Consider the following 26430-nt stretch of genomic DNA (forward strand, 5'->3'; position numbering starts at 1 on the left):
TCCCTGCCCTAGTCTATCATAACGTCCTAGTCAGAATAAGGAGAAAAGAAAGATACATGGGCTCTGTATTCATTATTATCTTTGTTTTGCTGATTTATATCATCAGTAAAACAATCATCATCGTTCCGGAACAAAGCGAACACATCAAAGAAAGGTTAGGCGTATTTCAAGGCGTTCTCAAACCCGGATTTTATTTTATGATCCCTTTCGTGGATCAAATCCGTTACAGACAAAATCTAAAAGAACAAACGATCGATATTGATCCGCAAGTATGTATTACCAAAGACAACGTCTCCGTAGAAGTGGATGGGGTTTTGTATATGAAGGTAATCGATAGCGAAAAAGCATCCTACGGAATCGACAATTTCATGTTGGCGACTTCACAGCTGGCACAGACAACTCTTCGTTCCGAAATCGGTAAACTTGTGTTAGACAATCTATTATCCGAAAGAGAAGAAATCAATGCGAATGTGGTTTCCAATATAGATCGTGCAACCGACCCTTGGGGAATCAAAGTGACCCGTTATGAAATCAGAAACATCACTCCTCCCAAACAAATCCTTTTGGAAATGGAAAACCAGATGAAGGCAGAGAGAGAAAGAAGAGCCGAGATTACCATTTCCCAAGGTGAAAAAGAATCCCTTGTGAACAAATCCGTGGGAGAAAGGCAGGAATCGATCAATATCTCCGAAGGAGAAAAAATCAGACTGGTCAATGAAGCGGAAGGTAGAGCCAAAGAAATCGAAGTCATCGCAACGGCAACAGCTCGTGGTTTGAAATTGGTTTCCGAAGCTATTAACAAAAAAGGTGGAAAGGAAGCAGTGAGCTTGCAGATCACCCAAGAGTATTTGGAAGCATTGGGTACAATCCTGAAAACATCCAAAACCACAGTCGTTCCGGAAAACCTGGCCAATATCGGAGGAGTCTTCGAAGGACTTTCCCGAATCACCACAAAATTGCCAAACAATAACCAAGGAGAATAACAATGGATGAAAATTATATAATCATTGGTTTTTGGACGATCATTACCATCTATCTTGCTTTAAAGATATTTCGCTGCATCAGAATCATCCCCGCACAAGACGTGTTAATCGTAGAAAGATTGGGGAAATACAGCCGGACACTCCGCGCAGGCTTTCATCTTTTGGTTCCCTTTGTGGACAGGGATGCTTATTATCTGTCATTGAAAGAACAGGCAATCGACGTACAACCCCAAATCTGTATCACGCATGACAATGTACAGGTGAAGGTGGATGGAGTACTTTATATCAAAGTAATCGATCCGGTTCGGGCGGCTTATGGAATTCAGGATTATAAATTCGCTTCGATTCAGTTGGCGCAAACCACTATGCGTTCCATCATTGGAACCATGGAACTGGACAAAACCATCGGGGGAGAAAAGGATATGATCAATTCCACGATCGTTGCCGCAGTCGATCAAGCCTCGGGTCCTTGGGGAATCAAAGTAAACCGTTATGAGATTCTAAATATCGTTCCCCCAAAATCAGTGTTAGACGCGATGGAAAAAGAGAAAAAAGCTCAAATTTCAAAACGTTCACAGATTTTGCTTTCGGAAGGAGAAAGAGATTCGAGAATCAATCGTTCTCTCGGTCTCAAAGAGGAAGCGATCAACAAATCGGAAGGGGAAAAACAAAGAAGGATCAATTCTGCGGAAGGTAAAGCATCTGAGATCGAATCGATTGCACAGGCGAGCGCAAAAGGTATCGAAGCAGTTGCGAGTTCCATTGCGGAACAGGAAGGTGGATCCGCAGTCAAACTTCAGATCACGAAAGCATTCATTCAGAATTTCCTCAATCTTGCCAAAGAAAATACGGAGATACTGATCCCTGCGGATGTAATGAATCTACCGAACCTGATTGCCAACCTAACAGGAACTAAATCGAAAACCAAAGACTAACACCGATTTTACAAAATTCCCCGGATCCGAATGATTTTCGGAAAACTCCGGGGAATTTTTTTATCTCAAAAAGAGTTCAATTTTCCTCTTCCTTATACAAAGGTACGCAAGGTTTCGCCAGCGCCTTTGCCGCAAGGGATAGAAGTAAAATTTCGTTATCATCCGGCCCGATCCGATTGGCATGGATGACCCCGCAACCCTTGCATCTGTGAAGCAAGACCCACTCTTCCTTACGGACCCAAATGGAAATCGGTTCCATAATGCTTCCGCAATCGGAGGCCCTGTCTCCCGGACTTTTATCCACATGAAGGCTATGCAAACAATTGGGGCAATGGTTTCTCTGACTGGTTCCAAAACCAATCCGTCCGATCATCGCCTTGCAGTGTTTACATCGAAACTCATCCTGGCAGGAGTTGTTTCTATAAGTAATCTGTTTATTTCGTTCTTTTGATTCTTCTTCCGAATCAAAATCATCGAACTTTTTCTTTTTGGTAATTTTTACGAAATGGGTTTCGTGAAAGGCTTTAGTCATTTCCGTTTCGCGGCAAGCGAAGCTCTCTTAAAGAGAAAAGGATGCATATCCTTTGGAATCCGCCAATGGAGAAAACTGAAATCTGGAATGTATCCTTTGAAGCTGTGCCGCAACAAACCGCTATAAATTAAAGGAAACTACTCCCAGAAGAGTCGTCTCAATCGGCTTGTTAGGCAATGACCTGGTAACGTAACATAGTTCCTCTCCAAACTGAAAGGAACTATGTTTGGTTGCAAGAAAAAAATTTAGAGAAGTCCGCTTCCTATGATGGGTCTATACTCCGCTGGAATTAACTTTTGATTGAAAAAGTAGGATTCTTCTTTTTTCAAAGGTTTCGCATCCCTACGGTTAGTGGCTTTTTCTTCCAATTCCAAATCGGATTTTCCGGTAACATATAAGTCAGGGATTCGATCTGCGTCCGAATCAATCTCTGCTCTGTCAAAAAAAATAAAAATATCGGCATATCCGTTTTTATCAGTATCCACTTCCTTACGGACTACTTTGTTATTGAAATTATAATATTGAGTGGTTTCAAAATAACCGTCTTTGTCGGAATCTTTCTGAACCATTACGATCTTTTCATTGGGTAACATCCAACGCAAAAGATCTATTTTCCCATCATAATTTTCATCCACTTCTTCGTGAACCTTCACCATCTTCTTTAAAGGAGTGTTCGGGTCTTGAACTGTACTATGTCCTTGCCAAACGAATTCATCGGAAGAACCGTCCGTATTTTTATCAATTTCCAAATAGACAACTCTGTAATTATCCTTCTCGGGAAGGTAATATCCATTTGTATCGATTTTACCTGTACCTGCAGTATCGACAGGCATTATACGCATTTCAGTACCGAAAGGAAGGGGTAAGGTCGTTCCCTTACATTGAAATAGGAAAAGAAAAATGGGAGTGAGCAAACAAATACGAATCATGACTGAAGTTATTGAAAACTCAATTCATCTAGGCAAGTGTTTTTAAAAAATAAAAGGGATCTACCGGGATGCGGATAATTTCTTAGATAGGAAAAAACAATTATGACCGGGAGGAAAATCGGAAATAAGCCCTACTTGTTCGTAACCTTCCTGGAGATAGAATTTGGGGGCTTGGAATCCGAAGGAATATCCGAAAATCAAAGAACAATTCAATTGAACCGCTTCCTCTTCCACCCTTTGCAACATCTCCCTACCTAAATTTTTTCCTCTCTGTTCAGAATCCACCCAAAGCAATTGAAGATTCAAACCACGGAAGTACATATAACCGAGCGCTGCAGCGATGATCTTGTCCTCTTTTTTAGCTAACAAACAAAAGAACTGAGTTTCTTCCATTTTAGGATCATTCAGCTTGGATAAGCTGTAAGAATGCAATTGAGACCATAAAAATTCCTGAGTGGACGGATCAGGATTTACGATTTTTTCAAAATGAATCTCGGAATCGGCCACTGTTGTTTATATAAAGGCAGGTGCTCCGCCGAGTCTTTCCATTGGATCGACGATTTGAGTGATTTGAATTCCGTAATAATCATCAAGTACGATGAGTTTACCCCGACCAACTAACTTTCCATTGGCGAGAATATCCAGCTCTTCCCCGATATTTTTATCCAATTCCACAACAGTTCCTTCGGTCAACTGAAGTACGTCTTTGATAAACATTGTGGTTCTTCCCAATTCGATCGTGAGCTGTAGAGTGACATCCAGAAGGAGATTGAGGTTTGCTGTATTGCTACCTCCGACGGAAGATTGGGATTTTGCAGAGGACTTGGAAGGTGTGGGTGTGGAACTGGGACCGAGTGCCGCAGCAATGTCCGCAAAAGAAGGACCGTCGTCCCCGCCACCTCCGGCGCCGCCCACAAGTGCATCCAGGTCGTCAAGACCGCCGCCACCACCCGCCGGTGTAGAGCCTCCCCCACCAAATCCGCCTAATAATGCATCTATATCCTCTTGGGATAATGAACCCTCGCCCATACGGAAACCTCTTCTTTCTTACACTGTCGGTGAAATAAAAATTCCTTCCTTGAAAAAAATTAAATCTTCCTGTTTTTCGTTCTTATGTCCAGTCCTTCTCCTCAATTAGACTTTTTTAAAGCGAAAGATTTGTTTTTAACGGAATTGGGGGGAAATGGTTACCAATTCCTCTCGGAAAAGGAAGAAATCATTTTCAAATTTTCAGGCCCCCATCCCGGAAAGGAAAAGCTTTTCGAATCCCTGGGAATCATCCGGAATTACATTGAAAATTTCAGGATCTATAATTTTGAAGAAGGTTATTTCAGCATCCAGGCTTTGAACGAAAATCTTTTCGAACCGGAAAAGAATATTTCGAATCGAATCCGATTTCGATTTATGTACCAAACCAATCTATTGAAAGCGGAGATTTCCAAAAGAGGAGATTATTCTTTCAAAGAAATACAAACCTGTTTGGAGTTGTTTCGTTTTTTCAGCGGCACCGAAGGTGCAAAGCCGAATCCCAAAGAAGTTTTACGAAAATTAGGTGCTGAAGTTTTTGATCCCGCGGAAGAAAACCTAAAAGAAAATGCTCTGAGCTTCGACCATGTATTCGGCTATGAGAATGTAAAAAAACAAGTTATGGAAAGTTTGGTGATGCCTCTGCTTCGTCCGGAGCCATTTTTAGAGATCACCAAATTCACCCGCAAATTTCCTACCTCCATTTTACCCAGAGCTGTCCTATTCGAAGGAGATCCCGGAGTGGGAAAAACTACGATGGCGAAGGTGGCGGCTAATCTATGCAATGTGCCAATGATCTACGTTCCCATAGAATCGATATTAAGCAAATACTACGGAGAATCTTCTCAAAACCTAGCCATGGTTTTTGATGCAGCATCCCTATTCGATCGCTCCATGTTGTTTTTAGATGAAATCGATTCTCTTGCCACTTCCAGAGAAGACGGTTTATTTGAAGCGACTAGAAATCTACTCAGTGTTCTGCTTCGTAAATTGGACGGATTCGCCAAACAGACAAACATCATCACGATCGGTGCGACCAATCGAAAAAACGATTTGGACCCGGCACTTCTCTCCCGGTTCGACAGAAAGATATTCTTTCCCCTTCCGAACAAGGAAGAAAGAGCTCAAATTTTGGAAGGTTACGCGAGGCAGCTCTCCTGGGAGGAGCGACTAAGACTTTCCGAAAAATTGGATGGGACCTCCGGGAGAAACCTAAAAGATTTTTGCGATTACGTGGAAAGACGCTGGGTGACGGAGACTTTTGGGGAAAATCGGGCTATGGAAGCCCCTAAATCCCAATTTTACCTGGATTCTCTCCCGGATTTTCTCTGGAAGTGACAAAATTAGATTTCTGTGTCAATCTTCGCTAAGATTTTCCGATAATTTAGTAGGATATTTCTTTACGGTATGTGGCCGTATCCAGTTATCCTCAATATAACCGTTTTAGGGACTCGGACATGAAAATAATAAAATTTCTACCTATTTTACTTCTTAGTTTAGGGCTTTCCGCACAAGGTAGCCCGGAATCCGGAACTGGCTCAGCTGGGATCGATACAACTCAAGAGGGTAAATCTATTTCAGAAACTGAAAAAGAATTAGATGATAATATCTTTGAAGTCAATAAAAAGCTCACCCGCCATACAATACTTTTTAAAATGAAGGTGAAAACACTTCCTCACCGCACGGTTCTTTTCAAAGGAAAACCGAGCCAAGACGGAGAAAGATGTGAACCGACTCAAAAACAAGAAGCAGCGGAAAATACATGCATCCATTTGGAAGTTTTTGATTTCCAAGGCGCTGAAGATGGAAAATCCGAATACAATTTAGGTGCTAAGTTTAAAACCATCGAATTGTTTTTTGAAGGTGCAAACAACGGAGATCCGGATCCAAGAAAAGAGCAACCGCGTAACTTGACCAAGATCCGCACTTATGTTTACCAAAACAATTTCGTAATGGAAGACAAAGTGATTTCCATGATCATCGATAACGCAGGAAATTCACAACCGGCGCATAACGAAAAGATAGAATTATTTTATCAACATGACGGAGATCCAAACTGGGGCACCCCGGAAACTCCTTCTCAAAAAGGTGTTGGAAAATACATTCTTTCCAATGTTGAGAATACAAAAACAAACCCGATTAGAAATAATTTCAAAAAGCAGTTCTATTTCAAAAACCTAGACTATTTTGATAAACTTTTCACAAAGGTTTTTGACTATAATGACAGAGACTCTAACAAACATTATAAAAAGAATGTTGAGACTCTAAAAAGTTCTTTGAAATACTAAGAACTCAAGGGTTCATTCCCTGAACTTTTTAAAAAACTGTCCGAACTGTTCTACCACATTGAGGTTCCCTGCCAGCCAGGGAACCATCTTGGTTCGTTGTCCGGTTTGCTCCCATCGATTCCAATTCAATCCGAATGACGAAAAGGAAATACCGGGAAGTTTCGAAGAAGAAACCATTCCTTCTTTTCAATTCCAGCCAAGCAAAGGTGAATACGTCCATCTCATCAAAGATTTGTTATATGCACCGATTGATTTTTTAAAATCGAAATTCGGCAGAAAAACCAATTACATAGAATCGGAAGTTTTTTGGAAAAATCCGAAATTTTGGATTCCTATCCTGCTTTTCGGGATTTTAGGTTTGTATTTGGTTCGCAATTTATCCTGGAAGAGTTCAGAACCGCTTCCCCATGCACAAGGGCAGCTTCAGGAAGAAGAAACCGATCCTAACTCCGGTCCGATGGAAGAAGCCCCCCTAGCCCCAGAGGAAGAAGAAATCAAACCACCTGGTTTTGAGATATAATTGAACTGGATTGTGCTCTCTAGGGAGGATGAACTTGGTTCCTCCCGTTATCGGATCTCCGGTGAAAAAAATACCCACCTTTTGGAAATATTGAAAAAAGAATCCAATGGAGAAATTCGGGTGATCCTTTCCGGCAAACAAAGAGGAAAATTAATTTTAGAATCTACCGACAAAGAAGAATCCATCGGTTTTTTTTTGCCGGAGGAGAAAGAAGAAACACCCTCCTTATTTGCAAATGTAGAAACCATTTTGGCACTTCCCAGACCGCAAACCGGGAAAAAGATACTTCACCTAGCAGGAGTTTATGGGGTTCCCCGATTGGTATTCACCAATCCATACGCGAAGAACAAGGAATTTTGGACTTCTCCCGTTTATAACGGAGGAGAAAAAAAAGAAATGGAGTCGGGAATGGCCCAATCGGGAAACATCTACTTACCTAAATTAGAATACAATAAAGATTCGAACTGGTACAAAGACAGAATATCGAATCCCGATCGGATTTATATTTTCGATAGAACAGGAATATCTTATGAAAGTTTCAAAGAGACTATTTCAGATAAGCTGCATTCCGAAAAACTTTCATTTTGTTTCGGGCCTGAATCTGGTTGGAGTGAATCGGATTTGGAAATTTTCAGGAAACAATCGTTCGAGATCGTATCTCTCGGCTCTGTGATTCTTCGTACGGAATTTGCTTTTCACGCATTTCTTCACCAAACAAATACTTGGCTAGAAACTGATTCCTCCCGAAATCAAAAACCGTAACTCATCCGTTGATTGGAAAGTTTTTTCGGGAGAATTTAAAAAATACCTTCTATAGTTTTGAATTCTGATAACAACCGGACCGAAAGATTTGGAAATTTCTGCAGCACCTTGCGCGTTCTCGTCAATTTGAAACGCCTGTCCCCCGCTCTCATAACCTTTTTTGGTGTAATAAAAAGATAACAAAAAAGAAGAACCAAGGGGGATATAAGAGGCGGCAAAAATTCTTTTATTGTTTTTTCCGCCGTAATCTTCCATCGCAAACTCGAATCCCAAATGGAAAAAATTAATATAAACCGTATGATAGTATCCCTTTATATTTCCTTCCGGCTGTGTTTTTAATGTATCGAATTTTGTGCGCATGGGCGCACCCACAGGGAAAGATTGAAATCTTTCGATCTCGTAAAAACTATCGAAATACATAGGTGCATAATTTGCAGTCATATGTCTGATTTCCGGTTTGATGATGATATTCAGGTCTTTCGTTCCCAAACGAAGTGCCGCGCCATAATGGGTTCCTTGCGAATTGGAAAGACCTTTGATTTTGTTTACATCCATATAGGGAGTCAATTCCAAATATGGCAAATTCAAGAGTCGATACTCGGCATCAAAACCTTCGATACTCACTTTGGAAGTTTCCGAGGTTTTGGGATTATCCAGATTTTTTTCGGTAACGGGAGAACCGTTGGAGTTATAGGAAATCTGCATAGGAGCGGAACGATCCCATGCATTTGTAAATCCGAGAGTCAAACGATTGTACCAAGGATCGTTTTCGGCAATTTCCATTCTGGAATCTTTGTTAATCGGTCTGATTTCTTTTTGTTTCGAGCCAGGTTTCGTTTTATCAAAACCCGCTTCTTCTTCGACGCTCAGCCTTCCGGAATCATCCAATACATTTCCACGAATGTTCATCAGATAGGTAATTCCTTCGTTAGAACTGCTGAATAGAGATCTGATTTTATTATAAATTGCGAATGGTTTGATATAAACCCTTGCCGCATTCACATCGAAAGTAGCCACCGAATTGGAAAAATACTGAACACCACCGTAATCCGTGTTAAGGTCCGCCATCACACCGGGGTTATAGGAATCGAATCGGGAAGACGATTGGTATTTGTTTACAATGGTTCCGTGCCCGATATAACCGTCGATCATCTTACCTGTGTAAAAGGAATAAGTGACTTTGCCCGGAACCTGCTGGTTATAAGTTCCGTAAGAAACATAATTCAATACACGGGAATAATCGTTTCTGCTGTTGTAATCAATGTCTCTGATCTTTCCGGTCTTTGCTCCTTCCGCCAAAGGATCCCTGTCTACCAGCAAGGTGTTTACGGGGAGAGAAAAAGAATAACCGAAATTGTTTCCGTGGTTGTATGTAATGTTGGGAGAAATATAACCGTAATAGTCTCCGCGATAAGAGTTCACTCCGGCGTCAAACTGTAAGGCGGAAGGTCTTCTGGTTTCCGTTCCCGTGGGAACCCAAACCTGTGCGAAAAGCGGCATAGAGCCAAAAATGGCGAGGGAGATGGCAAAATACCGGATCGCTTTCATAAATTACTTAATTAGTATCGAATTGAATTCATTTGAAAATAAGAATTTTCCCGACAAATTACCGTATTCAATAATACGGAGTAATTATTCACTTTATTGGATAATTTCTTGACATCAGAGCATGGCTGGCTCAAATAGGTTTGATTCTACCTAAGGAGAAAATCTATGCCTCGTAATTTCAAAGCGGAAACAGTTGCACTGCACGGTGGTCAAGTACCTGATCCCACAACTACCTCTCGGGCTGTTCCTATCTACCAAACTACATCTTACGTATTCAATGACACTGACCATGCGGCACGACTTTTCGGTCTGCAGGAATTTGGAAATATCTATACTAGACTCATGAACCCGACTACGGACGTTTTGGAAAAACGGGTTGCCGCTTTGGAAGGCGGAGTTGCCGCACTTGCGACTGCTTCCGGTCAGTCGGCAGAAACTCTAGCACTTCTGAATATCGTAGAAGCAGGTCAGGAGATTGTAGCCTCTTCCTCTTTGTATGGTGGAACTTATAACTTGCTTCATTACACTTTTCCAAAACTGGGAATCAAAGTTCATTTTGTTGATCAATCCAATCCCGAAAACTTTAGAAAAGCGGCGAACGATAAAACCCGTGCTTTCTATGCAGAGACTTTGGGAAATCCGAAACTAGACACTTTGGACATAGAAGCTGTGGCAAAGATTGCACATGAAGTGGGAGTTCCTTTGGTGATAGACAATACTTTACCATCTCCTTATTTAGTGAATCCTTTGAAACACGGTGCTGATATTGTAGTTCACTCGCTCACTAAATTTTTAGGAGGCCATGGAACTTCCATCGGAGGAATCATCGTAGACGGTGGATCTTTCAATTGGGGCAATGGAAAATTCAAAAATTTCACTGAACCCGATCCTTCTTATCACGGCTTAAAATTTTGGGATGTATTCGGCAAATTCGAACCGTTCGGTGGTGTGAACATTGCTTTTATCCTGAAAGCCCGTGTGCAAGGACTCAGAGATCTAGGACCTGCCATTTCCCCTTTCAATGCTTGGCAAATCATCCAAGGAGTGGAAACAGTAGCACTTCGTTTGGAAAGGCATTCTACAAACGCTCTCAAAGTTGCAGAGTTTCTAAGCAAACATCCGAAAGTGGAATGGGTGAATTATCCTGGACTACCGTCGGATAAAAATCATGCGATTGCCAAAAAATACCACCATCGCGGTCTTTACGGCGCCATCATCGGTTTTGAAATCAAAGGCGGAATCGAGAAAGCGAAAAAATTCATAGATAGTTTGGAACTCTTTAGTTTACTTGCTAACGTTGGTGATGCGAAGTCACTCGCGATCCACCCCGCTTCAACGACTCACCAGCAGTTGACTTCCGAGGAACAAATTTCCGCAGGAGTTACTCCGGGTTTTGTTCGATTGTCCGTAGGATTGGAACACATCGACGACATTCTGGTAGACTTAGAAGAGGCTTTCAAAAATATCTGATCTAAGAGATAAAAATGCCTACTACTGCGAGTTCAGAACATAAAGATCCACAGTCTGTAGGCATTGTTGAAACCAAAATCGCCCGATTTGATTCTCTTACTTTGGACAATGGAGAGATCATTTCTCCTTTGGAAATTGCTTATGAAACCTACGGGGTTCTCTCTGAAAAAAAAGACAACGCCATCCTGGTCTGCCATGCGCTTTCGGGAGATGCTCACGCGGCCGGTTTTCATGAAGGTGACAAACGTCCCGGTTGGTGGGATTTTTATATCGGTCCCGGCAAAGCCTTCGATACCGACAAATATTTTATCATATCTTCCAATGTAATCGGAGGATGCAAAGGTTCGAGCGGACCTCTCACGATTTCCAGTGCCACGAACAAAGCTTATCGTTCCAGTTTTCCTTTTGTTTCCATCGCCGATATGGTGCGTGCGCAAGAAGTCCTTGTTTCTTCATTCGGAATCGAAACCTTATTTGCGGTCGCAGGCGGTTCGATGGGAGGAATGCAAGCCTTACAGTGGTCAGTTGCTTATCCGGAAAAAATGAAAAATTGTATCGTGATGGCATCTACCGCAGAACATTCCGCCCAACAAATTGCATTCAACGAAGTCGGAAGACAAGCCATTCTCGCTGATCCCAATTGGAATAACGGAATGTATGAAGATGACACCAAACCTTCGAAAGGTTTGGCGCTTGCCAGAATGATGGGGCATATCACTTATCTCTCCGATGAGATGATGCGGGACAAATTCGGCCGTAAACCTCCCAAAGGAAATATTCAAACTACTGATTTTGCAGTGGGTAGTTATTTGATCTACCAAGGAGAATCCTTTGTAGACCGTTTCGATGCAAATTCTTATATCTATGTTACAAAAGCATTGGATCATTACAGCCTGGGAACCGGAAAAGAACTTACGAAAGCACTATCAGGCGTTAAATGTAGATTTCTGGTAGTGGCCTATACTTCCGACTGGCTTTATCCTCCTTATCAATCCGAAGAAATCGTCAAATCTTTGGAAGTGAATGCAATCCCAGTAATATTCGTAGAACTGAATAACCCGGCGGGGCATGATTCCTTTCTTTTGCAAAGCGAAGAGCAAGACTCCATCATCAAAGACTTTTTGGAATTCACCGATGATCCGGACGGAGTCATTTATGGCTGAAGGTAAAAACGGAAATCATATAGACATAGACGTCTCCGAACGTCCAGATATACTTTATATCGAAAAGATGATTCAGTCCGGTCAGCGTGTCCTCGACTTGGGATGCGGAAACGGAGAACTTATGTATCTCCTCAAAAAGAAAGGAGTGCGTGTTCAGGGAATCGAAAAAGACGACGAATGCATCATACGCTGTGTGAAAAAAGGTCTTTATGTTCATCATGGAGACATTGATGACGGACTTGCTCATCATTTGGACCAAAGTTTCGATTATATCATTCTGAACCAGACCATCCAACAGACGTTAAACCCCGGTGACATCATCCGAGAGTGTCTCAGGATCGGCAAACAAGTAATTGTAGTGTTTCCCAATTTTTCCCATTGGCAGATCAGAGTTTCCGTCTTATTCAGCGGGCGAACTCCTGTGACAAAACTTATGCCCTTCCATTGGTATGATACCCCCAACCTGCATTTTTTATCTTCTCAGGATTTTGAAAACTTTTTGGAAAAAGACAAAATCAAAGTGATTCGTCGTAGTTTCTTCAATGAGAAAAGGGAAATCAAAATTCTTCCCAACCTGTTTGCCACCTTAGCTTTGTTTGTAATCCAAGCGGGAAATTGACACAGTTCTTTGTAGTCACGGAGAATCCCGCTTGGTCTTTTATCCCGATGATTACGGTTCCTATTTTCGTTTTTGTCGGATTGGTTGCCGGACTTATGATCGTATTCGGACAATCACTCGTTACGATTTTAATCACTACTTTCGTTTTGGCCGTAATTCTTATAGGATCCTATCTACTATTCGGCAATTGAAAACTTGGCCGATTCGATCTTGGTCCATCATCAGACCAAGTATTCGAATAGATTTTCATTCTGATTTACCAAAGTGTAATTGAGATTGTATTCATCCATTCTTCGGATCAGAGATTTAAAATCTTCGTTCGATTTTACCTCGATCCCGATGAGTGCGGGCCCCGATTCCTTATTGTGCTTTTGTATGAATTCAAAACGAACGATATCATCATTGGGACCGAGGATATGGTTTACAAATTCTTTCAAGGCACCCGGGCGCTGTGCGAAACGAACAATAAAATAATGTTTCAATCCTTCAAATAGAAGTGACCGTTCTTTGATTTCCTGCATTCGATCGATGTCGTTATTGCCTCCGCTCAGAATACAAACTATTTTTTTGCCTTTGATCTTGTCCGCATATTGATCCAGCGCTGCAATGCTCAAAGCACCTGCAGGTTCCGCAACGATCGCATCTTCATTATAAAGTTGCAAAATCGTCGAACTTGCCTTTCCCTCGGGAACAAGAAGCATATCGGATAGTATTTCCTTGCAGATCGGAAATGTAAGATCACCTACTTTTTTTACGGAAGCACCGTCTACAAAACGCTGGATCGAACCAAGTGCGACCGGTTGTCCCGCTTTCAAAGCTTCCGTCATGGAAGGAGCGCCTAACGGTTCCACTCCGATGATTTTAGTTCCCGGAGAGTATTCTTTAAAATAACTCCCCAATCCCGCGCATAATCCACCACCCCCCACCGGTACGAAAATAAAATCGATATCCGTCTGTTCTTCTAAAATTTCCTTACCGACCGTTCCCTGACCTTCCATAACTTTGATATGATCGAAGGGAGGGATAAAGACTTTTTTATGAACGTCCGAATATTCCAAAGCGAATGTCTGGCATTCGTCAAAGGTATCACCAACTAACACTATTTCAATATTCGTTCCTCCGAACATCTTGACCTGATTGATTTTTTGTTTGGGGGTGATGGCTGGCATATAAATCACACCCTTGATATTCAATAATTTGCAAGAGAATGCCACGCCTTGCGCATGATTGCCCGCACTTGCACAAACCACACCGCGAGCCCTCTCTTCTTCGTTCAAACTTTGAATCAAATAATAAGCGCCTCGGATTTTATAAGAACGTACGACTTGCAGGTCTTCCCGTTTTATATAAACATCACATCCGAATTTTTCAGAAGAGTTGCGATGGTATTGAAGAGGAGTTTTGAGAACAATCGGCTTCAGCACTTCATAGGCGGAGTTTATATCCAAAGGAATTCGTTTTGAGGTCATCTGTATCTTCTAGAAAACAGAAAGCGTCGAAAATCGAGAATGAATTTTATAAGAATCCAGGCATTTGTTTCCGCTCAAAACAGATTTCATTTGACAATAGCATGACCGGTCGTGCTATTGTCAAAACAAGAGAATCCAAACTTTGGGACCAAATACCACCACTCGGGACAGAATTCTATACCAAGGATTGGAACTGATAAGCCAAGCAGGGCTTTCCGGACTGAGTCTCGGCAAGTTGGCCCAAGAAGCGTCTTTATCCAAAAGTGGTCTCTTTGCCCACTTTCATTCCAAGGAACAATTGGAAAGAGAACTCCTCAATTACACCGTAGATTTCGCACAAACTAAGGTGGTTGAGCCCGCGATGCAATTTCCGGAAGGCCTCCCTAGACTGGAAGCATTGGTAAACAATTGGTTGGGTTGGACGACCCGGGCAGGTCTTCCCGGCGGATGTCCAATTGCTGCAGCTGCATTTGAATTGGATGATTCGGAAGGTCCGATCCGGGAAGAGTTTCTGAAAAAGGAAAAAGATTGGAGGGAATTTTTAAAACATCTTGTCCTGCAAACAATGGGAAAAGGGCATTTTCGAATGGATCTGGATGCGGACAGGTTCGTATGGGAACTTTGCGGGATCTATCTTGTCCATCATGTGTCTTTTCGTTTCGTTCGTGATCCGAATTCGGATCGTTATGCGAAAGAAGCATTTCAATCGTTGATAAAACGTTCCCTCCCCGATTTACAAATCAAAACAAGTTTCTAAATGTATTCTTTACTTATCACCTTACACTCATTATTTCGTTGGTTCGTATTATCCGGCTTATTATATTCCGTCTTCCGTGCTTATCAAGGATATAGATTGGATACAACTTATACGAACCTGGAGAACGGTATCCGATATTGGACTGTCACCTTTTCACACATTCAACTGGCGATCGGTTTCAGTTTGTATTTTTCAAGTCCTCTCATCCGATTGTTTTTTTCCGATTTGAAAAAAAACATTCACGATGGAAACTTTATATTCTTCGGAATCTATCATATATTGCTTATGACAAGTTCCGTTGTTTTGATAACGATAGGATCCGCCCTGTCAAAAAGAAAATCCATAGACAAAGAAAAATTCAAAACCACATTCATTTGGTTTTCCATCGCCCTCTTTCTTATTTTTATCTCCATTCCCTGGCCATTTTCTCCCTTTGCAAATAGACCATATCTAAGAGGATATTCATTATGATGTATTTTTTAAAATCAAACTTGGGAAGATTGAGGTTAGTCGGATTTGCGGAAGGGATTTCCTTGCTTCTATTAGTCGGAATCGGAGTTCCCTTGAAACATATTTACGGAGAGCCTGGTTTAGTGAAGATAATCGGCCCCATTCACGGAATTCTATTCTTGTTATTTGTTTTCAATACATTGAGTATCAGTGTGGAACAAGAATGGAAATTCAAAGAGGTTACTTGGAAAGTATTAGTAGCTTGCATGATCCCATTTGGTACGTTTTATATTGATAAAAAGATCTTAAGTAGGCTCAAAGAGCAAGATTGATCTTGCAGTAAGATTCAAATTTTGTGAAAAAATTTACTGATACAAAAAAGCCCGAAGGTTTAACTTCGGGCTTTTCAGCTGTACGGCGATATTTACTATCTAATTAATACATCGCCATCCTTTTCTTTTTCTTAAGTTACATTTCTGCCGTTTCCGAAAAACTGATCCGAATCCATCGTTCGGTTCATCTCCACTAAACATTTTTTTTAATAAAAAGCAAAAGAAAGCTAAAGATTTATTTTGGAACGCGGCGGAAAAAGACTTGGCCTTTGTCCGAGTGAAAAGCAAATTCAAACCACCCCATTTTTAATGAATCGTTTTCTTATAAAAATATTTTTCTTCTATTTTATTTGCAGTTTTTATTTTTCAACACTCTTTGCGGAAGATAATTCGAAAACAAAACATACGAACAAACAGATTTTGAAATTCAGTTGGGAAAATGACGTATTTCTTTTTTCCGATCGCGAATATACAAATGGCATCCGGTTGGAATACGGACTTTATGGAAAAACATATTTTCCTGCGAGCTTAGTTCTCCTCGGTTTGGAAAAAATCGTTCCTAATTTCGGACAAAAAAGTGCTGAGTATTCGGGACTATCTCTGACTCATTCCCTCTATACTCCTTCCAATTTATATTCTTCCGATGCGTCTTACGGAGAACGACCTTACTCCGCAAATGCAATGGTCTCATCGATTTCCGGTTATTTTTGGGATAAAAGCGCTTTTTCCATCGAAGCTGCCATCGGTTCCATGGGTCCGAACGTAAGGGGAAAATCGGCACAAGCGGGAATTCACCGCCTAACAGACTCTCCACTTCCTCAAGGTTGGGATCGTCAATTACGAAACAGAAATTTATTTCAGTTAAATCTGGATTATAAATATTTTTGGAATCCCTATCTGGGAATCCAAACAACAATCAAATTGGGAAATTCGGATACCTCCTTATCCGTAGGCCCTGTTCTCCGTTTCGGACATGTCCGCTCCCCCGTAGCACAAGGAATGAGCATAACAGATCCTACTCCTTCCTATCCCGTAGAAGAAACGGAATATTATTTTTATATAAAGCCTATGGTAAAAAGCCAGTTCGTTAACTCAACATTAGGTGGAAGTGGGAAAAACCCTTTTTCAGCGACAATCGAGGAAAACGGCAAAACTTCCGTTTATCTAACCGAAGGCAGAACCATTTTTATAGGAGATCCTCTTTACAATTCTATAGGAGACGAACGGGCTTACAATACCCTGACTCGGTTCGGAGCCTACCAAACTCTTGTTCCGTCGGATGCACCTTTGGCGTTGAACTTTCTTGTCTTCAATTCCATATTCAACGGAGCTCCCGTCCCGAATGACGGATTGAAATTACTTCTCTTGCAAAACTTAAATGAATCGAATTCGAATCTTTCCGGCTTTCCCGGAGTGGAATATTTCGTATACGACACTCTTTTTCGAAATCCTACCAAAGGAGCTTCCGCATACTCGAAAATTTTAGCCTACAGATATCTGAATTCTAACGAGTCTTCGGGAGAAGATAGTATGCTTATTACCGCCTTATTATTGTACAATGAAACGAATGCGAGCAAAACTTATAGCGTTCCTTTGAGAAGGGTTCAAGGAAGATTGTCTACAGGATTTGTTTATCAGACACCGGACTTATTTTTTCAGATGGGGGTGGAAATTTCGTCTTTGGAGTATGTTGCCGGGAACGGGCTTTTACCCTATCACCGTTATTTGAGCGTTCAGATGGGAACTAAGTTTTAAAAGAAGAAAATCGAGAAACAGTCGAAAGGCCCCAACCACCTGCCCTTCGACTAGCTTCTCTTATCCTATTACTGGAGCAATCTCATCACTGACTGAGACTTCATGTTCGCTTGCGCTAACATTGAAGTTGCAGCCTGAGTCAAGATTTGGTATCTCGTGAAGCTGGTCATTTGTTCAGCCATGTCAGTATCACGGATACGGGACTCAGAAGCTTGTGTATTTTCATAAGCATTCATAAGACCTTTTGCAGCATGCTCCATACGGTTGTAATAAGCACCAAGGTCAGCTCTTTGTTTAGAGATAACTCTTAACGCATCATCACACAATCCGATCACAGAGTTTGCCTTACCTGCAGTCGAAAGAGAAATGAAAGTAAGAACCGTAGGGTTTCTTAATCCCAAAGCAGCAGTGTTCATTGTTTCGATGTACACTCGCTCTCTTTGATGCATGTTAGCTCCAATATGGAACCACATACTTGCAGTAGGATTGAGTCGTGCAAACGCCCCAGTAAGGAGTTTCATTTTGTTGAACTCCGCTTGGGAAGCAATACGATCGATCTCATCTACAAGTTGCGATACTTCAACTTGGATCTGTTGTCTATCTTCTTCCGTGTAGATACCGTTGGCTGCTTGTACAGCTAACACACGAACGCGTTGAACGATTTCATGTGTTTCTTGGAGATATCCTTCAGCCGTTTGGATGAGGGACATACCATCTTCAGTATTTTGCTCCGCACGGCGAAGACCGGAAATCTGAGTTCTCATCTTCTCAGATACCGCTAGCCCAGAAGCATCGTCTCCGGCTTTGTTAATACGCATACCAGAAGACAACTTCTCGATATCTTTACTTAGATTTGCGTCGTTAGACTTCAAGGTTCTATGTGCAAAGATAGCACTAATATTGTGGTTGATAATCATCCGGGTTCCTCCTTGAATCCGTTATCTTTCCCTCTCGGGAAAAACGTTGATGAATTTTCGAAGATGCCATCCTTGGCCTCTTCATAATGAAGGTCGGTAAATTCGATAGCTTAGATAACAGATAATTTCCGGTTTTTTGCGAATAATAGCCGAACTTCCCCTTTCCAAAATATGTCCCGGAAAATTTATCTTTTCAGAAGTTCCTTATTTGCGAGAAAGACGGTAGGGAAAGGTTTTAAATTTGTTAGAAACGATCTATTTGGCAAACCCACGCGGATTTTGTGCCGGTGTAAAATATGCAATTTCCTTCGTCGAAACCGTATATGCGGAGAATCCTGAGTCCCCCCTTTATGTGCGAAAGGAAATTGTCCACAACCAAAGAGTGGTTGAGGATATGAAAAAAAGAGGAATTCAATTCATTGATGAACTTTCCGAGGCCCCGAACGGTGCGACCGTCATTTTTTCCGCTCACGGAGTTTCTCCCGAAGTGGTGAATGAAGCGCAAAACCGCCAAATGCGAATTGGAGATGCCACTTGTCCTCTGGTTACCCGCGTTCATAGAAAAGCACGTAATATCAAAGACAGCCATCAAATCATCTACATCGGTCACAAAGGCCATGACGAAGCGATCGGAACTATGGGTGAAGCGAATATGTTTCTGGTAGAAACGGAAGAGGATGTGGAATCTTTGAAAGGCCAGATCAACAATGACAAACCACTCACTTATTTGATGCAAACCACCCTTTCCGTAAAAGACACTAAAAGTATAATCAAAAAAATCGAGGAAGTTTTTCCATTTGTGGAACATCCACAAAAAGATGACATCTGTTATGCTACCACGGAAAGACAGGAAGCGGTATCGAGTATGATCGAATCTGTGGATGCCATGCTTGTGATCGGTTCGGCAAATTCATCGAATTCGGTTCGTCTGTTGCAATTGGCTCAAAAAACGAAACCTGCTTCCTATCGGATCACAGACAAAGAAGATGTAAATCCGGAACATATAAGATCAAACGGAATCAAAATATTGGGAATTACTGCCGGTGCGTCCAGCCCGCAGATTTTAGTGGACGAGATCGTTCAGGAACTATTAGTTCATTTTCCGGAAGCGAAAGTTTCTCTTTACCCTGACAGTAGAGAAGACACGATGAATTTTAAACTTCCGAAAGAAAAGTTAACTCAATATTAGGTACAGTGTGTCCGCATCTTCGTTAGATCCATTTTCTTCGGAGAAAACAGACAAGATCGACAAATTATTACTCGCATACGAGACTCTTGAAAACATAGGCCAAGGAGTTGTGATCGGTAGATTTTCTTCCAATGACAATTCCTACAAAATCCTTTTTCACAACGAACAAGCGGATCATTTTCTAACTACGGATCTTCTCCCCAATATAATCAAACCTACTTTAAGAATAAATCGGAAAGAATCCGGTCTATTCGGAATACAAAGATCAGGAAAGATTATATCATTAGAATATGCTTTATTTCTAATTCCCTCCCTTTCGGATGACACTTCCTTCGTTTTTTCCTGCATCTTAACCGACAGAACAAATGAAGAGGAAGAAAAACGAAAAAAAGAACTAAAACTTAAATTTCAATCCACTCTCAATAATATAAATGCGAGTATTTCCGATCTTCGCAACGGTCCGATCATTTTAAAAAGAATCTTGACTATGATTTGTAAGACGGTGGAAGCGGAAAGCCTTGTTTATATGGGTAAAAAAGGGATTATTTTTCCCGACGAACTGGGAGAAGGAGAACAAATTGAAAAAGACTGGATTCAATTCTTTAAAATCGGAAATCCGGATATAAAAAAGCAAAGAACTTTTTCCGAAATCCAAAGTCTATTCGAAGAAAAAAGCCCTCATATTTTATATTGGGAAAAACGGGGAGATCAAGCGGATCTTTATTTTCCGATCTATTTCGGAGGTTTGTGGAGCGGATGTATTTTTTTCTCAAATCTCAATTCATACTGGGAAGAGGAAAATGATGATCTTTATAAACTTAAATTTTTACTGGAATCCTACATAGACAGGTACCAAACCCAAAAACAATTACTCATATTCGAATCCATCTATTACCAGACTTCGGAAGCGGTTTTGATATCCACATATTCGAAAGAAACAATCGATATTAAGATCGTGTTTGCAAACCCGAGCTTTATTAAACTGACAGGATATTCTTTACCTGAATTATTGGGTCAAAAAATCACATTCCTTTCCGAAAAATACGATCTGGAAGTCATAGATGAGTTCAAAGAAACCATTCGAAGAGGAGAAAGTGTTCAAAAAGAAATCATAGGTTATACGAAAGCCGGAAAACAATTCGATTGTCTGATCAATATCTCCGTGATCCGGGACCCTAGCGGAAATATAACGCATACTCTAACGATACTACGAGACATTACGGAAAAGAAAAAACAAGATAACGAAATGGCGAGAAGACTTCGTTTTGAAATCGGAGTCGCTTCCGCTTCCCAAGTTCTAACGCAACCTAACACAGATTATGAAACCCTATCTCAGGCATTAAGCCAACTTCTGGTTTTCACGGAAATGGAATCCGTTTTTTTACTGAAACATGAATGGAATGATAAAAATGAAAATATATTCACTCTAATTCTGGAAGAAACCAAATCCCACACCTATCTTGGTTATAGAAGTCTACTCATCGAAGAAAGTTGGGAAAAACATAACCTGGGACGTTGGGTAAAACTTTTGTTCGACGGAAAGATCGTTTCCGGAAAAGCGGAAAATTTTGCGGAGAAGGAACAATGGTATTTCGAAAGAGGAGTCAGTTTTTTAATATTATTCCCCATAGTCATCAAGGGAGAATTCTTCGGTGTTTTAGGTTGGGAAAAATCCGATACCCAATTTGATTTTGAAGAAGAAGACATCCTACTCTACCGAACCGTAACGACCTGGATCGGCCATTATCTGGAGAGAAAGATCAATGCGGAAGAGCTAAATAAATACCAGACTCATTTGGAAGATTTGGTAAAAGAAAGAACCGCTGATTTGCTTAGAGCGAAAGATTCAGCAGAGTCGGCGAGTAAGTTAAAATCGGATTTTTTAGCCCGAATGAGCCATGAACTCCGAACTCCATTGAATTCCATCATCGGCTTTACCCAGCTGATTCAAATCCCCGAATCCGATCCTTTGGGTAAAAAATATTTGGATTACATTCACGGTTCGGGAAATAACCTTCTCAAACTGATTAATGGGATTTTGGATCTATCTAAAATGGATGCAGGTAAAATGCCGATCCAAATAGCACAGGTTAATTTACAAGAAACGATCAAATCGGTTACGGGAATGATGATCCCGCAAGCAAACGCGAACAATATCGAGATCAAATTCTCTGAAGGAGACATAGAACTTCAAAAAATCCGAACGGATTCCCAAAAACTGACTCAAATCCTTGTAAACATCCTTTCCAATGCAGTAAAGTATTCTCCCCCTAATTCAACTGTGACCATATTCCATAAAATCACCCAAGACCATTTTGAAGTGACGATAGAGGATCAAGGAAATGGCATTTCTAAAAATCAACAAGAGATGTTATTCGAAAGTTTCACAAGACTTCCCGCCGTAGATCAAACGGAAATTCAGGGAACAGGACTTGGGCTTGCCATCACGAAAAAGTTCGTGGAACTACTAGGTGGTCAAATTGAGGTGCAAAGTGAACTGGGAAAGGGGTCCAGTTTCAAGGTGGTTCTACCAAACTCTAAATAATAATTAGAAAGAGTTGGGAAAGGTATTGATTCATCGTCTATATTCGAATAGTATATCCGATAATCAAATGATGACTTCCCACAATGATGATTTATTCTTCTCTCCGAAAGAAAGAAAAAAGATAACCTCATTAAGAAGGCGACCAAACCTTCCTATTTTGATAGTCGAGGACTTGGAAGAAAATCAAATGCTTCTTGCTGGTGTCTGCGATCAAATGCAAGTAGCCTATAAAATTGCAAATAACGGCCAAGAGGCTTTGGATCTTTGTGCAAAGGAAACTTTCAGTGTTTTTTTAGTGGATCTAATGATGCCCGTTATGGATGGAAAAACATTCATCAAAATCATCAAAGAAAAAATCCCCGATTCGGTCATTTTAGTGCAAACCGCACTCGACGGTTCCGAGCAAATTATAGAGATCATGCGGATGGGTGTTTATGATTACATCATAAAACCAATCAATCTAGAATTGTTCAAACAGACTTTGGAACAATCGCTTGAATACAGATACCTGCGAGATATTGAAAAAAAATTATTACTGGATGAAAGCAAGGAACTCAGGGATCAACTGGAATGGCTCAATTACAAAGAGACCTCAAGAAAAACTTCCGATAATTCCATTGATATGAATTCCATCTTCAATCTGAAAACGACTTTGTCCCAAGGTTCCGGTTTTGGGGCCATGACAACAATCATTGATTCCATAAAATCGCTATTAGTTCCGATCGAAGAAAGTCATTATAAAATAGATAAAGGACTCTTCGATTTACTTTTGGAAAACAACCGTCATACAAAATCGATGATACGCGGCTTGGAACAAGCTGTATTCCAATTGGATAGAAAACTAGACTTACTCCCAATCCAATCCTCGGAAATCATCCAAGAGATTCCTGGAATCGCAGAACAATTGGAATCCCATATAAAGAACAAAGGTTTAAAGATCAACTTACCTATCTTCAAAGGGGATATGTCACTCTCCGGTGATCTCCCCTCATTAAAAATCGTCCTAAAGGAATTATTATTAAATGCAATCAAGTATGCGCCACCCAACTCAAACATAGACACTTTTGTTACTTTGGTGGAAGGTTATTTTTGTTTATCAATTAAAAATAAAATCATAGATGATACTTACGGAAACATCCCTACAGATATTCAAAAAAATCTGATTTTGCCATTTTTCAGAGTTCATCCTCCCGTCGAGGAAGTTCATGAAGATGAACCTTTCAGCTTGGGTTTAGGCCTCACTATCGTAGACTATACTGCGAACAAACATAATGGTATGTTTTTTATACGAAATGCCACGGATCATACTTCCGAAGAAATCAGTCTTTGTGTCATTGCCGAATTATTTTTACCAATCCAAAACAATATAAAGGAAAAACCATGAGCAAAAAAATTCTAATCATAGATGATTCTGCGGTGTTCAGAAAGATTATTTCGGTTCATTTAAAAAATGCAAATTTCGAATTGCTGGAAGCAAACGATGGACTGGAAGCCTTGAAGCAACTTTCGGCAGGAACGGTAGATTTAATCGTTTCGGACGTAAATATGCCGAATATGGATGGAATCTCTTTTATCAAAAAAATAAAAGAAGATCCAAAACATAAATTCACACCCATCATTATGCTCACTACTGAATCCCAACCGGAAAAGAAACAACAGGGAATCGATGCCGGAGCAAAGGCATGGCTTACAAAACCATTTTCTCCGGAAGAGTTATTAGATACTATCTCCAAATTAGTCGTATAGAATAAAACATGGACCCCGTCTTAAAATTCAGAGAAGTAGAATCCGGAATCGAATCTGCTTGGGAAGGTTATCTGACCATTCCGTATGTTTCTCAATGGAAGGAGAAACTAATACAGATCAAGACAAAACCAGGGTCATCATGGAATGTAGACCTTTCGGGTATTCAAAGAATCGATACGGCAGGCATTCAATTTTTATTGTTTCTAAAAAAATACTCCTCCGATAAAAACTTCGAACTCAAACTTCACAACCACTCTCTTCCCGTTTTGAAAATTTTCGATTTACTAGGGTTAGTAAATCACTTCGGAGACAAAGTTAAAATAAAAAAAGAATACGCAAACGAACTCACGTTCGCCTATGGAACGAAAAAAGGTTAATATGGATTTGTCCGAAGTAATAGATGCTTATTTTAACGAATCCGATGAACTTCTCAGAGATATGGAATCCATACTCCTTCGAATGGAAAAGGAAACTCCGGATTCGGACTCACTCAATGCTCTCTTTCGTGCGGTACATACCATCAAAGGTACATCGGGAATGTTTAGCTTTGAAGAAACCGTCAAATTTACGCATATCGTAGAAAATCTACTGGATGACCTGAGAGAATTTAAAATTCCATTTCACAAACAACTAACAGAGATTTTATTAAATGCGAAAGATCATCTTGAATATTTGGTTCATACGGAACCGAAGTCGGAAATTACGAAAGATCGTTTGGAATCGGGTAAGGCCATTTTGGATTCCCTTTCTCCTTATCTAAAAAAAGTATCCACCGCTGAAAAACCTGCCTCTGAAGAAAAATCCGAAACAATCGAATCCAAACATATACCCGATAAGGACACTATCCCCTACTTTCTGATTTCCTTTCGTCCGAACAAAAATGTTTTCGGGCATGGTCTCGATCCGATTTCCTTTTTAACCTATCTTAGGAAATTAGGGGAAATCAAATTCCTCAAAACGATCACAGCCGAACTACCTGCAATCGAAAACTATAATCCGGAAGAATCCTTTCTTGGATTTGAAATCAGTTTTCAATCGGAATCCTCTTTGGAGAAAATCCAAAAAGTATTCGAATTCATCGAATCAGACAGTTTTTTACATATACTCCCTCCCGGCGCAAACACGGAAGATATCTCTTATCTTGCGGGTCAACTCCCCGAAGAAGAAATTTTTCTAGGCAATGTTTGGAAAGAGATGGGAATTTTAAACGAAGAAACTTTAGTCAGCTACCTCAATCACCTAAAGCCCGAATCACAAAATGATAGTCAGACGAAGAAGGAACAGGAAATCCTTCCGAACCAAAAGGAGATCCAGACTCAAGGAACCATTTTAAAAGTAGATTCAAAAAGAGTGGATCTGCTCATCAACAGAGTCGGTGAACTTGTGGTGTCGGCTGCCAACTTAAATCAACTGGTTTCCAACACCGACGACTCCAACTTACAAGAATCGTCGTTTCTTGTGAGTCGATTATTGAATGAGGTAAGAGAGATCTCTCTGAAACTCCGAATGATACAAATCGGAGATATTTTTCAAAAATACCAAAGAAACGTAAGGGATCTGGGAAAAGAACTCAAGAAAGAAATCAATTTGCATATTGTCGGTAAGGAAACCGAACTTGACCGAAATATCGTGGATAAATTAGGCGATCCCCTTGTCCATATCATCAGAAATGCATGTGACCATGGATTGGAAACACCGGAAGAAAGAATAGGACAAGGAAAAGAAAGAGCCGGCAATATCTGGCTCAACGCATACCATGACACCGGTTCCGTAGTCATCGAAATCAAAGACGACGGAAAAGGAATTCAATCCGATATCGTATGGAAAAAAGCTCTCGAAAAAAAATTGGTAACCGGAAACAAACCGGATAACAACGAAGAAGTCTACAAATTGTTATTTCATCCAGGCTTTTCTACAGCGACATCTATCACGAACGTATCCGGTAGAGGTGTAGGTTTGGACGTAGTTCAGAAGGGAATCGAAGCTTTAAGAGGGACGATTCACATACAATCGTCCCCTAACAAAGGGAGTGTTTTTACAATTCGTTTGCCCCTCACTCTCGCGATTATAGAAGGATTTTTAGTCAGTGTGGGATCGTCCTTGTACATCATTCCTATGGAAATGGTATTGGAATGTTTGGACTTTACGGAAGAAAATTCGGATACAAAGAACAACTATTTTCCATTACGCGGATCTTTAATTCCGTATATCAAAATGAGAGACATTTTCCCACAAAACGCGGATTATGAGAAAAAAAGAGAGAATATCGTTATCGTCCGGATGGGAGAAAACAAAGCGGGACTAGTCGTAGAACAGCTATTTGGCGAGTTTCAAACAGTGATCAAACCGATGGGTAATGTGTTTCATAATGTAAAGGGAGTGAGCGGATCTTCCATTTTGGCGGACGGCAAAGTGGCCTTGATTTTGGATTTACCTTCGCTTTTCGAAAGAACAGTTTACTTGGAAAAAATAAGAGCATTTTGAATGAGGATATT

At 40.7% G+C, this 26430-nt stretch carries 27 protein-coding genes; 20 read left to right on the forward strand and 7 right to left on the reverse strand.

What is annotated here, in order from left to right; genetic code table 11:
- Positions 1-56: 56 nt before the first annotated feature.
- Both DI077_RS09685 and DI077_RS09690 read left to right on the forward strand, forming a co-directional pair.
- A complete protein-coding gene (locus tag DI077_RS09685) occupies positions 57-983 on the forward strand; it encodes an SPFH domain-containing protein (protein WP_109019930.1) in 927 nt (308 codons plus the stop codon).
- 2 nt (positions 984-985) lie between these two features.
- Positions 986-1918 (forward strand): SPFH domain-containing protein, encoded by a 933-nt coding sequence (locus DI077_RS09690; RefSeq protein WP_109019931.1) that lies wholly within the window; start codon positions 986-988, stop codon positions 1916-1918.
- A 76-nt stretch (positions 1919-1994) separates the two neighbouring features.
- Here the strand turns inward: DI077_RS09690 and DI077_RS09695 are convergent, their stop codons facing one another.
- The 4 genes from DI077_RS09695 to fliN all read right to left on the reverse strand — a co-directional run bounded on the left by DI077_RS09695 (position 1995) and on the right by fliN (position 4408).
- Entirely contained in the window at positions 1995-2450 is a 456-nt protein-coding gene (locus tag DI077_RS09695) for an RNHCP domain-containing protein (protein ID WP_109019932.1), read from the reverse strand.
- Positions 2451-2695: 245 nt separating this feature from the next.
- Positions 2696-3379: an Lsa25.6 family adhesin gene (gene lsa25.6 / locus DI077_RS09700; protein WP_135354870.1), complete on the reverse strand. Its 684-nt coding sequence runs from the start codon at positions 3377-3379 to the stop codon at positions 2696-2698.
- Positions 3380-3439: 60 nt separating this feature from the next.
- Positions 3440-3886: a GNAT family N-acetyltransferase gene (locus tag DI077_RS09705; protein ID WP_242935152.1), complete on the reverse strand. Its 447-nt coding sequence runs from the start codon at positions 3884-3886 to the stop codon at positions 3440-3442.
- A 6-nt stretch (positions 3887-3892) separates the two neighbouring features.
- On the reverse strand, positions 3893-4408 hold the full coding sequence (fliN, locus tag DI077_RS09710; protein WP_109019934.1) for a flagellar motor switch protein FliN: 516 nt from the start codon (positions 4406-4408) through the stop codon (positions 3893-3895).
- Between the two features lie 84 nt (positions 4409-4492).
- On the opposite strand from fliN, the gene DI077_RS09715 reads away from it, so the two are divergent.
- The 4 genes from DI077_RS09715 to DI077_RS09730 all read left to right on the forward strand — a co-directional run bounded on the left by DI077_RS09715 (position 4493) and on the right by DI077_RS09730 (position 7975).
- Positions 4493-5743, forward strand: a complete 1251-nt coding sequence (locus tag DI077_RS09715) for an AAA family ATPase (RefSeq protein ID WP_109019935.1) — start codon at positions 4493-4495, stop codon at positions 5741-5743.
- 119 nt (positions 5744-5862) lie between these two features.
- Positions 5863-6693 carry a flagellar-coiling protein FcpB gene (gene fcpB, locus DI077_RS09720; protein ID WP_109019936.1) on the forward strand — a complete coding sequence of 277 codons (831 nt, stop codon included), beginning with the start codon at positions 5863-5865 and terminating at the stop codon, positions 6691-6693.
- A gap of 58 nt (positions 6694-6751) precedes the next feature.
- Positions 6752-7213, forward strand: a complete 462-nt coding sequence (locus DI077_RS09725) for a hypothetical protein (protein ID WP_242935153.1) — start codon at positions 6752-6754, stop codon at positions 7211-7213.
- Positions 7214-7975, forward strand: coding sequence for an RsmE family RNA methyltransferase (locus DI077_RS09730; RefSeq protein ID WP_109019938.1), 762 nt, complete (start codon positions 7214-7216; stop codon positions 7973-7975). It abuts the gene before it with no gap.
- Here DI077_RS09730 and DI077_RS09735 read toward each other — a convergent pair.
- Complete coding sequence (locus DI077_RS09735) at positions 7940-9523, reverse strand: hypothetical protein (RefSeq protein WP_242935154.1); 1584 nt, start codon at positions 9521-9523, stop codon at positions 7940-7942. The genes DI077_RS09730 and DI077_RS09735 overlap by 36 nt on opposite strands.
- Before the next feature lie 165 nt (positions 9524-9688).
- Here DI077_RS09735 and DI077_RS09740 point away from each other — a divergent pair, with 165 nt between their 5' ends.
- From DI077_RS09740 to DI077_RS09755, 4 genes are read left to right on the forward strand one after another with little or no spacing between them, the layout of a single operon-like run.
- The gene (locus DI077_RS09740; protein WP_109019939.1) at positions 9689-10993 is read left to right on the forward strand and encodes an O-acetylhomoserine aminocarboxypropyltransferase/cysteine synthase family protein; all 1305 of its coding nucleotides are present in this window, start codon (positions 9689-9691) and stop codon (positions 10991-10993) included.
- A 14-nt stretch (positions 10994-11007) separates the two neighbouring features.
- Complete coding sequence (metX, locus tag DI077_RS09745) at positions 11008-12156, forward strand: homoserine O-acetyltransferase MetX (RefSeq protein WP_109019940.1); 1149 nt, start codon at positions 11008-11010, stop codon at positions 12154-12156.
- Positions 12149-12775: a methionine biosynthesis protein MetW gene (metW, locus tag DI077_RS09750; protein ID WP_109019941.1), complete on the forward strand. Its 627-nt coding sequence runs from the start codon at positions 12149-12151 to the stop codon at positions 12773-12775. Before metX ends, metW begins: the two co-directional genes overlap by 8 nt.
- A complete protein-coding gene (locus DI077_RS09755) occupies positions 12772-12966 on the forward strand; it encodes a hypothetical protein (protein ID WP_109019942.1) in 195 nt (64 codons plus the stop codon). The genes metW and DI077_RS09755 overlap by 4 nt, the downstream gene beginning before the upstream one ends.
- 30 nt (positions 12967-12996) lie before the next feature.
- Here the strand turns inward: DI077_RS09755 and ilvA are convergent, their stop codons facing one another.
- Positions 12997-14244 (reverse strand): threonine ammonia-lyase IlvA, encoded by a 1248-nt coding sequence (ilvA, locus tag DI077_RS09760; RefSeq protein ID WP_174705630.1) that lies wholly within the window; start codon positions 14242-14244, stop codon positions 12997-12999.
- A 142-nt stretch (positions 14245-14386) separates the two neighbouring features.
- Here ilvA and DI077_RS09765 point away from each other — a divergent pair, with 142 nt between their 5' ends.
- The 4 genes from DI077_RS09765 (at position 14387) to DI077_RS09780 (ending at position 17538) form a co-directional block, all read left to right on the forward strand.
- A complete protein-coding gene (locus DI077_RS09765) occupies positions 14387-15001 on the forward strand; it encodes a TetR/AcrR family transcriptional regulator (protein WP_109019943.1) in 615 nt (204 codons plus the stop codon).
- The gene (locus DI077_RS09770; protein ID WP_109019944.1) at positions 15002-15472 is read left to right on the forward strand and encodes a hypothetical protein; all 471 of its coding nucleotides are present in this window, start codon (positions 15002-15004) and stop codon (positions 15470-15472) included.
- A complete protein-coding gene (locus DI077_RS09775) occupies positions 15469-15783 on the forward strand; it encodes a DUF3817 domain-containing protein (RefSeq protein WP_109019945.1) in 315 nt (104 codons plus the stop codon). The genes DI077_RS09770 and DI077_RS09775 overlap by 4 nt, the downstream gene beginning before the upstream one ends.
- Before the next feature lie 309 nt (positions 15784-16092).
- Positions 16093-17538 (forward strand): lipid A-modifier LpxR family protein, encoded by a 1446-nt coding sequence (locus DI077_RS09780; RefSeq protein ID WP_135354871.1) that lies wholly within the window; start codon positions 16093-16095, stop codon positions 17536-17538.
- A gap of 68 nt (positions 17539-17606) precedes the next feature.
- On the opposite strand, the gene DI077_RS09785 is transcribed toward DI077_RS09780, so the two are convergent.
- Positions 17607-18455: a flagellin N-terminal helical domain-containing protein gene (locus DI077_RS09785; RefSeq protein WP_109019947.1), complete on the reverse strand. Its 849-nt coding sequence runs from the start codon at positions 18453-18455 to the stop codon at positions 17607-17609.
- Positions 18456-18696: 241 nt separating this feature from the next.
- On the opposite strand from DI077_RS09785, the gene ispH reads away from it, so the two are divergent.
- The 6 genes from ispH to DI077_RS09815 all read left to right on the forward strand — a co-directional run bounded on the left by ispH (position 18697) and on the right by DI077_RS09815 (position 26419).
- Complete coding sequence (ispH, locus tag DI077_RS09790) at positions 18697-19644, forward strand: 4-hydroxy-3-methylbut-2-enyl diphosphate reductase (protein ID WP_109019948.1); 948 nt, start codon at positions 18697-18699, stop codon at positions 19642-19644.
- Between the two features lie 7 nt (positions 19645-19651).
- Complete coding sequence (locus tag DI077_RS09795) at positions 19652-22189, forward strand: PAS domain-containing sensor histidine kinase (RefSeq protein WP_109019949.1); 2538 nt, start codon at positions 19652-19654, stop codon at positions 22187-22189.
- A gap of 67 nt (positions 22190-22256) precedes the next feature.
- A complete protein-coding gene (locus DI077_RS09800; RefSeq protein ID WP_242935155.1) occupies positions 22257-23573 on the forward strand; it encodes an ATP-binding response regulator in 1317 nt (438 codons plus the stop codon).
- Entirely contained in the window at positions 23570-23935 is a 366-nt protein-coding gene (locus DI077_RS09805) for a response regulator (RefSeq protein ID WP_109019951.1), read from the forward strand. Before DI077_RS09800 ends, DI077_RS09805 begins: the two co-directional genes overlap by 4 nt.
- Before the next feature lie 8 nt (positions 23936-23943).
- The gene (locus DI077_RS09810) at positions 23944-24312 is read left to right on the forward strand and encodes an STAS domain-containing protein (RefSeq protein WP_109019952.1); all 369 of its coding nucleotides are present in this window, start codon (positions 23944-23946) and stop codon (positions 24310-24312) included.
- Positions 24293-26419: a chemotaxis protein CheA gene (locus DI077_RS09815; protein WP_242935156.1), complete on the forward strand. Its 2127-nt coding sequence runs from the start codon at positions 24293-24295 to the stop codon at positions 26417-26419. The genes DI077_RS09810 and DI077_RS09815 overlap by 20 nt, the downstream gene beginning before the upstream one ends.
- Positions 26420-26430: the final 11 nt, after the last annotated feature.

Origin of the sequence: Leptospira kobayashii (assembly GCF_003114835.2) — a bacterium.
Lineage (GTDB): Bacteria > Spirochaetota > Leptospiria > Leptospirales > Leptospiraceae > Leptospira_A > Leptospira_A kobayashii.

Excerpts from the sequence above, each read along its gene's own strand:
- DI077_RS09685 (WP_109019930.1), top strand. The coding sequence starts at position 57 with ATGGGCTCTGTATTCATTATTATCTTTGTTTTGCTGATTTATATCATC.
- DI077_RS09690 (WP_109019931.1), top strand. The coding sequence starts at position 986 with ATGGATGAAAATTATATAATCATTGGTTTTTGGACGATCATTACCATC.
- DI077_RS09695 (WP_109019932.1), bottom strand. The coding sequence starts at position 2,450 with ATGACTAAAGCCTTTCACGAAACCCATTTCGTAAAAATTACCAAAAAG.
- lsa25.6 (WP_135354870.1), bottom strand. The coding sequence starts at position 3,379 with ATGATTCGTATTTGTTTGCTCACTCCCATTTTTCTTTTCCTATTTCAA.
- fliN (WP_109019934.1), bottom strand. The coding sequence starts at position 4,408 with ATGGGCGAGGGTTCATTATCCCAAGAGGATATAGATGCATTATTAGGC.
- DI077_RS09715 (WP_109019935.1), top strand. The coding sequence starts at position 4,493 with ATGTCCAGTCCTTCTCCTCAATTAGACTTTTTTAAAGCGAAAGATTTG.
- fcpB (WP_109019936.1), top strand. The coding sequence starts at position 5,863 with ATGAAAATAATAAAATTTCTACCTATTTTACTTCTTAGTTTAGGGCTT.
- DI077_RS09735 (WP_242935154.1), bottom strand. The coding sequence starts at position 9,523 with ATGAAAGCGATCCGGTATTTTGCCATCTCCCTCGCCATTTTTGGCTCT.
- DI077_RS09740 (WP_109019939.1), top strand. The coding sequence starts at position 9,689 with ATGCCTCGTAATTTCAAAGCGGAAACAGTTGCACTGCACGGTGGTCAA.
- metX (WP_109019940.1), top strand. The coding sequence starts at position 11,008 with ATGCCTACTACTGCGAGTTCAGAACATAAAGATCCACAGTCTGTAGGC.
- metW (WP_109019941.1), top strand. The coding sequence starts at position 12,149 with ATGGCTGAAGGTAAAAACGGAAATCATATAGACATAGACGTCTCCGAA.
- ilvA (WP_174705630.1), bottom strand. The coding sequence starts at position 14,244 with ATGACCTCAAAACGAATTCCTTTGGATATAAACTCCGCCTATGAAGTG.
- DI077_RS09770 (WP_109019944.1), top strand. The coding sequence starts at position 15,002 with ATGTATTCTTTACTTATCACCTTACACTCATTATTTCGTTGGTTCGTA.
- DI077_RS09775 (WP_109019945.1), top strand. The coding sequence starts at position 15,469 with ATGATGTATTTTTTAAAATCAAACTTGGGAAGATTGAGGTTAGTCGGA.
- DI077_RS09780 (WP_135354871.1), top strand. The coding sequence starts at position 16,093 with ATGAATCGTTTTCTTATAAAAATATTTTTCTTCTATTTTATTTGCAGT.
- DI077_RS09785 (WP_109019947.1), bottom strand. The coding sequence starts at position 18,455 with ATGATTATCAACCACAATATTAGTGCTATCTTTGCACATAGAACCTTG.
- DI077_RS09800 (WP_242935155.1), top strand. The coding sequence starts at position 22,257 with ATGATGACTTCCCACAATGATGATTTATTCTTCTCTCCGAAAGAAAGA.
- DI077_RS09805 (WP_109019951.1), top strand. The coding sequence starts at position 23,570 with ATGAGCAAAAAAATTCTAATCATAGATGATTCTGCGGTGTTCAGAAAG.
- DI077_RS09810 (WP_109019952.1), top strand. The coding sequence starts at position 23,944 with ATGGACCCCGTCTTAAAATTCAGAGAAGTAGAATCCGGAATCGAATCT.
- DI077_RS09815 (WP_242935156.1), top strand. The coding sequence starts at position 24,293 with ATGGAACGAAAAAAGGTTAATATGGATTTGTCCGAAGTAATAGATGCT.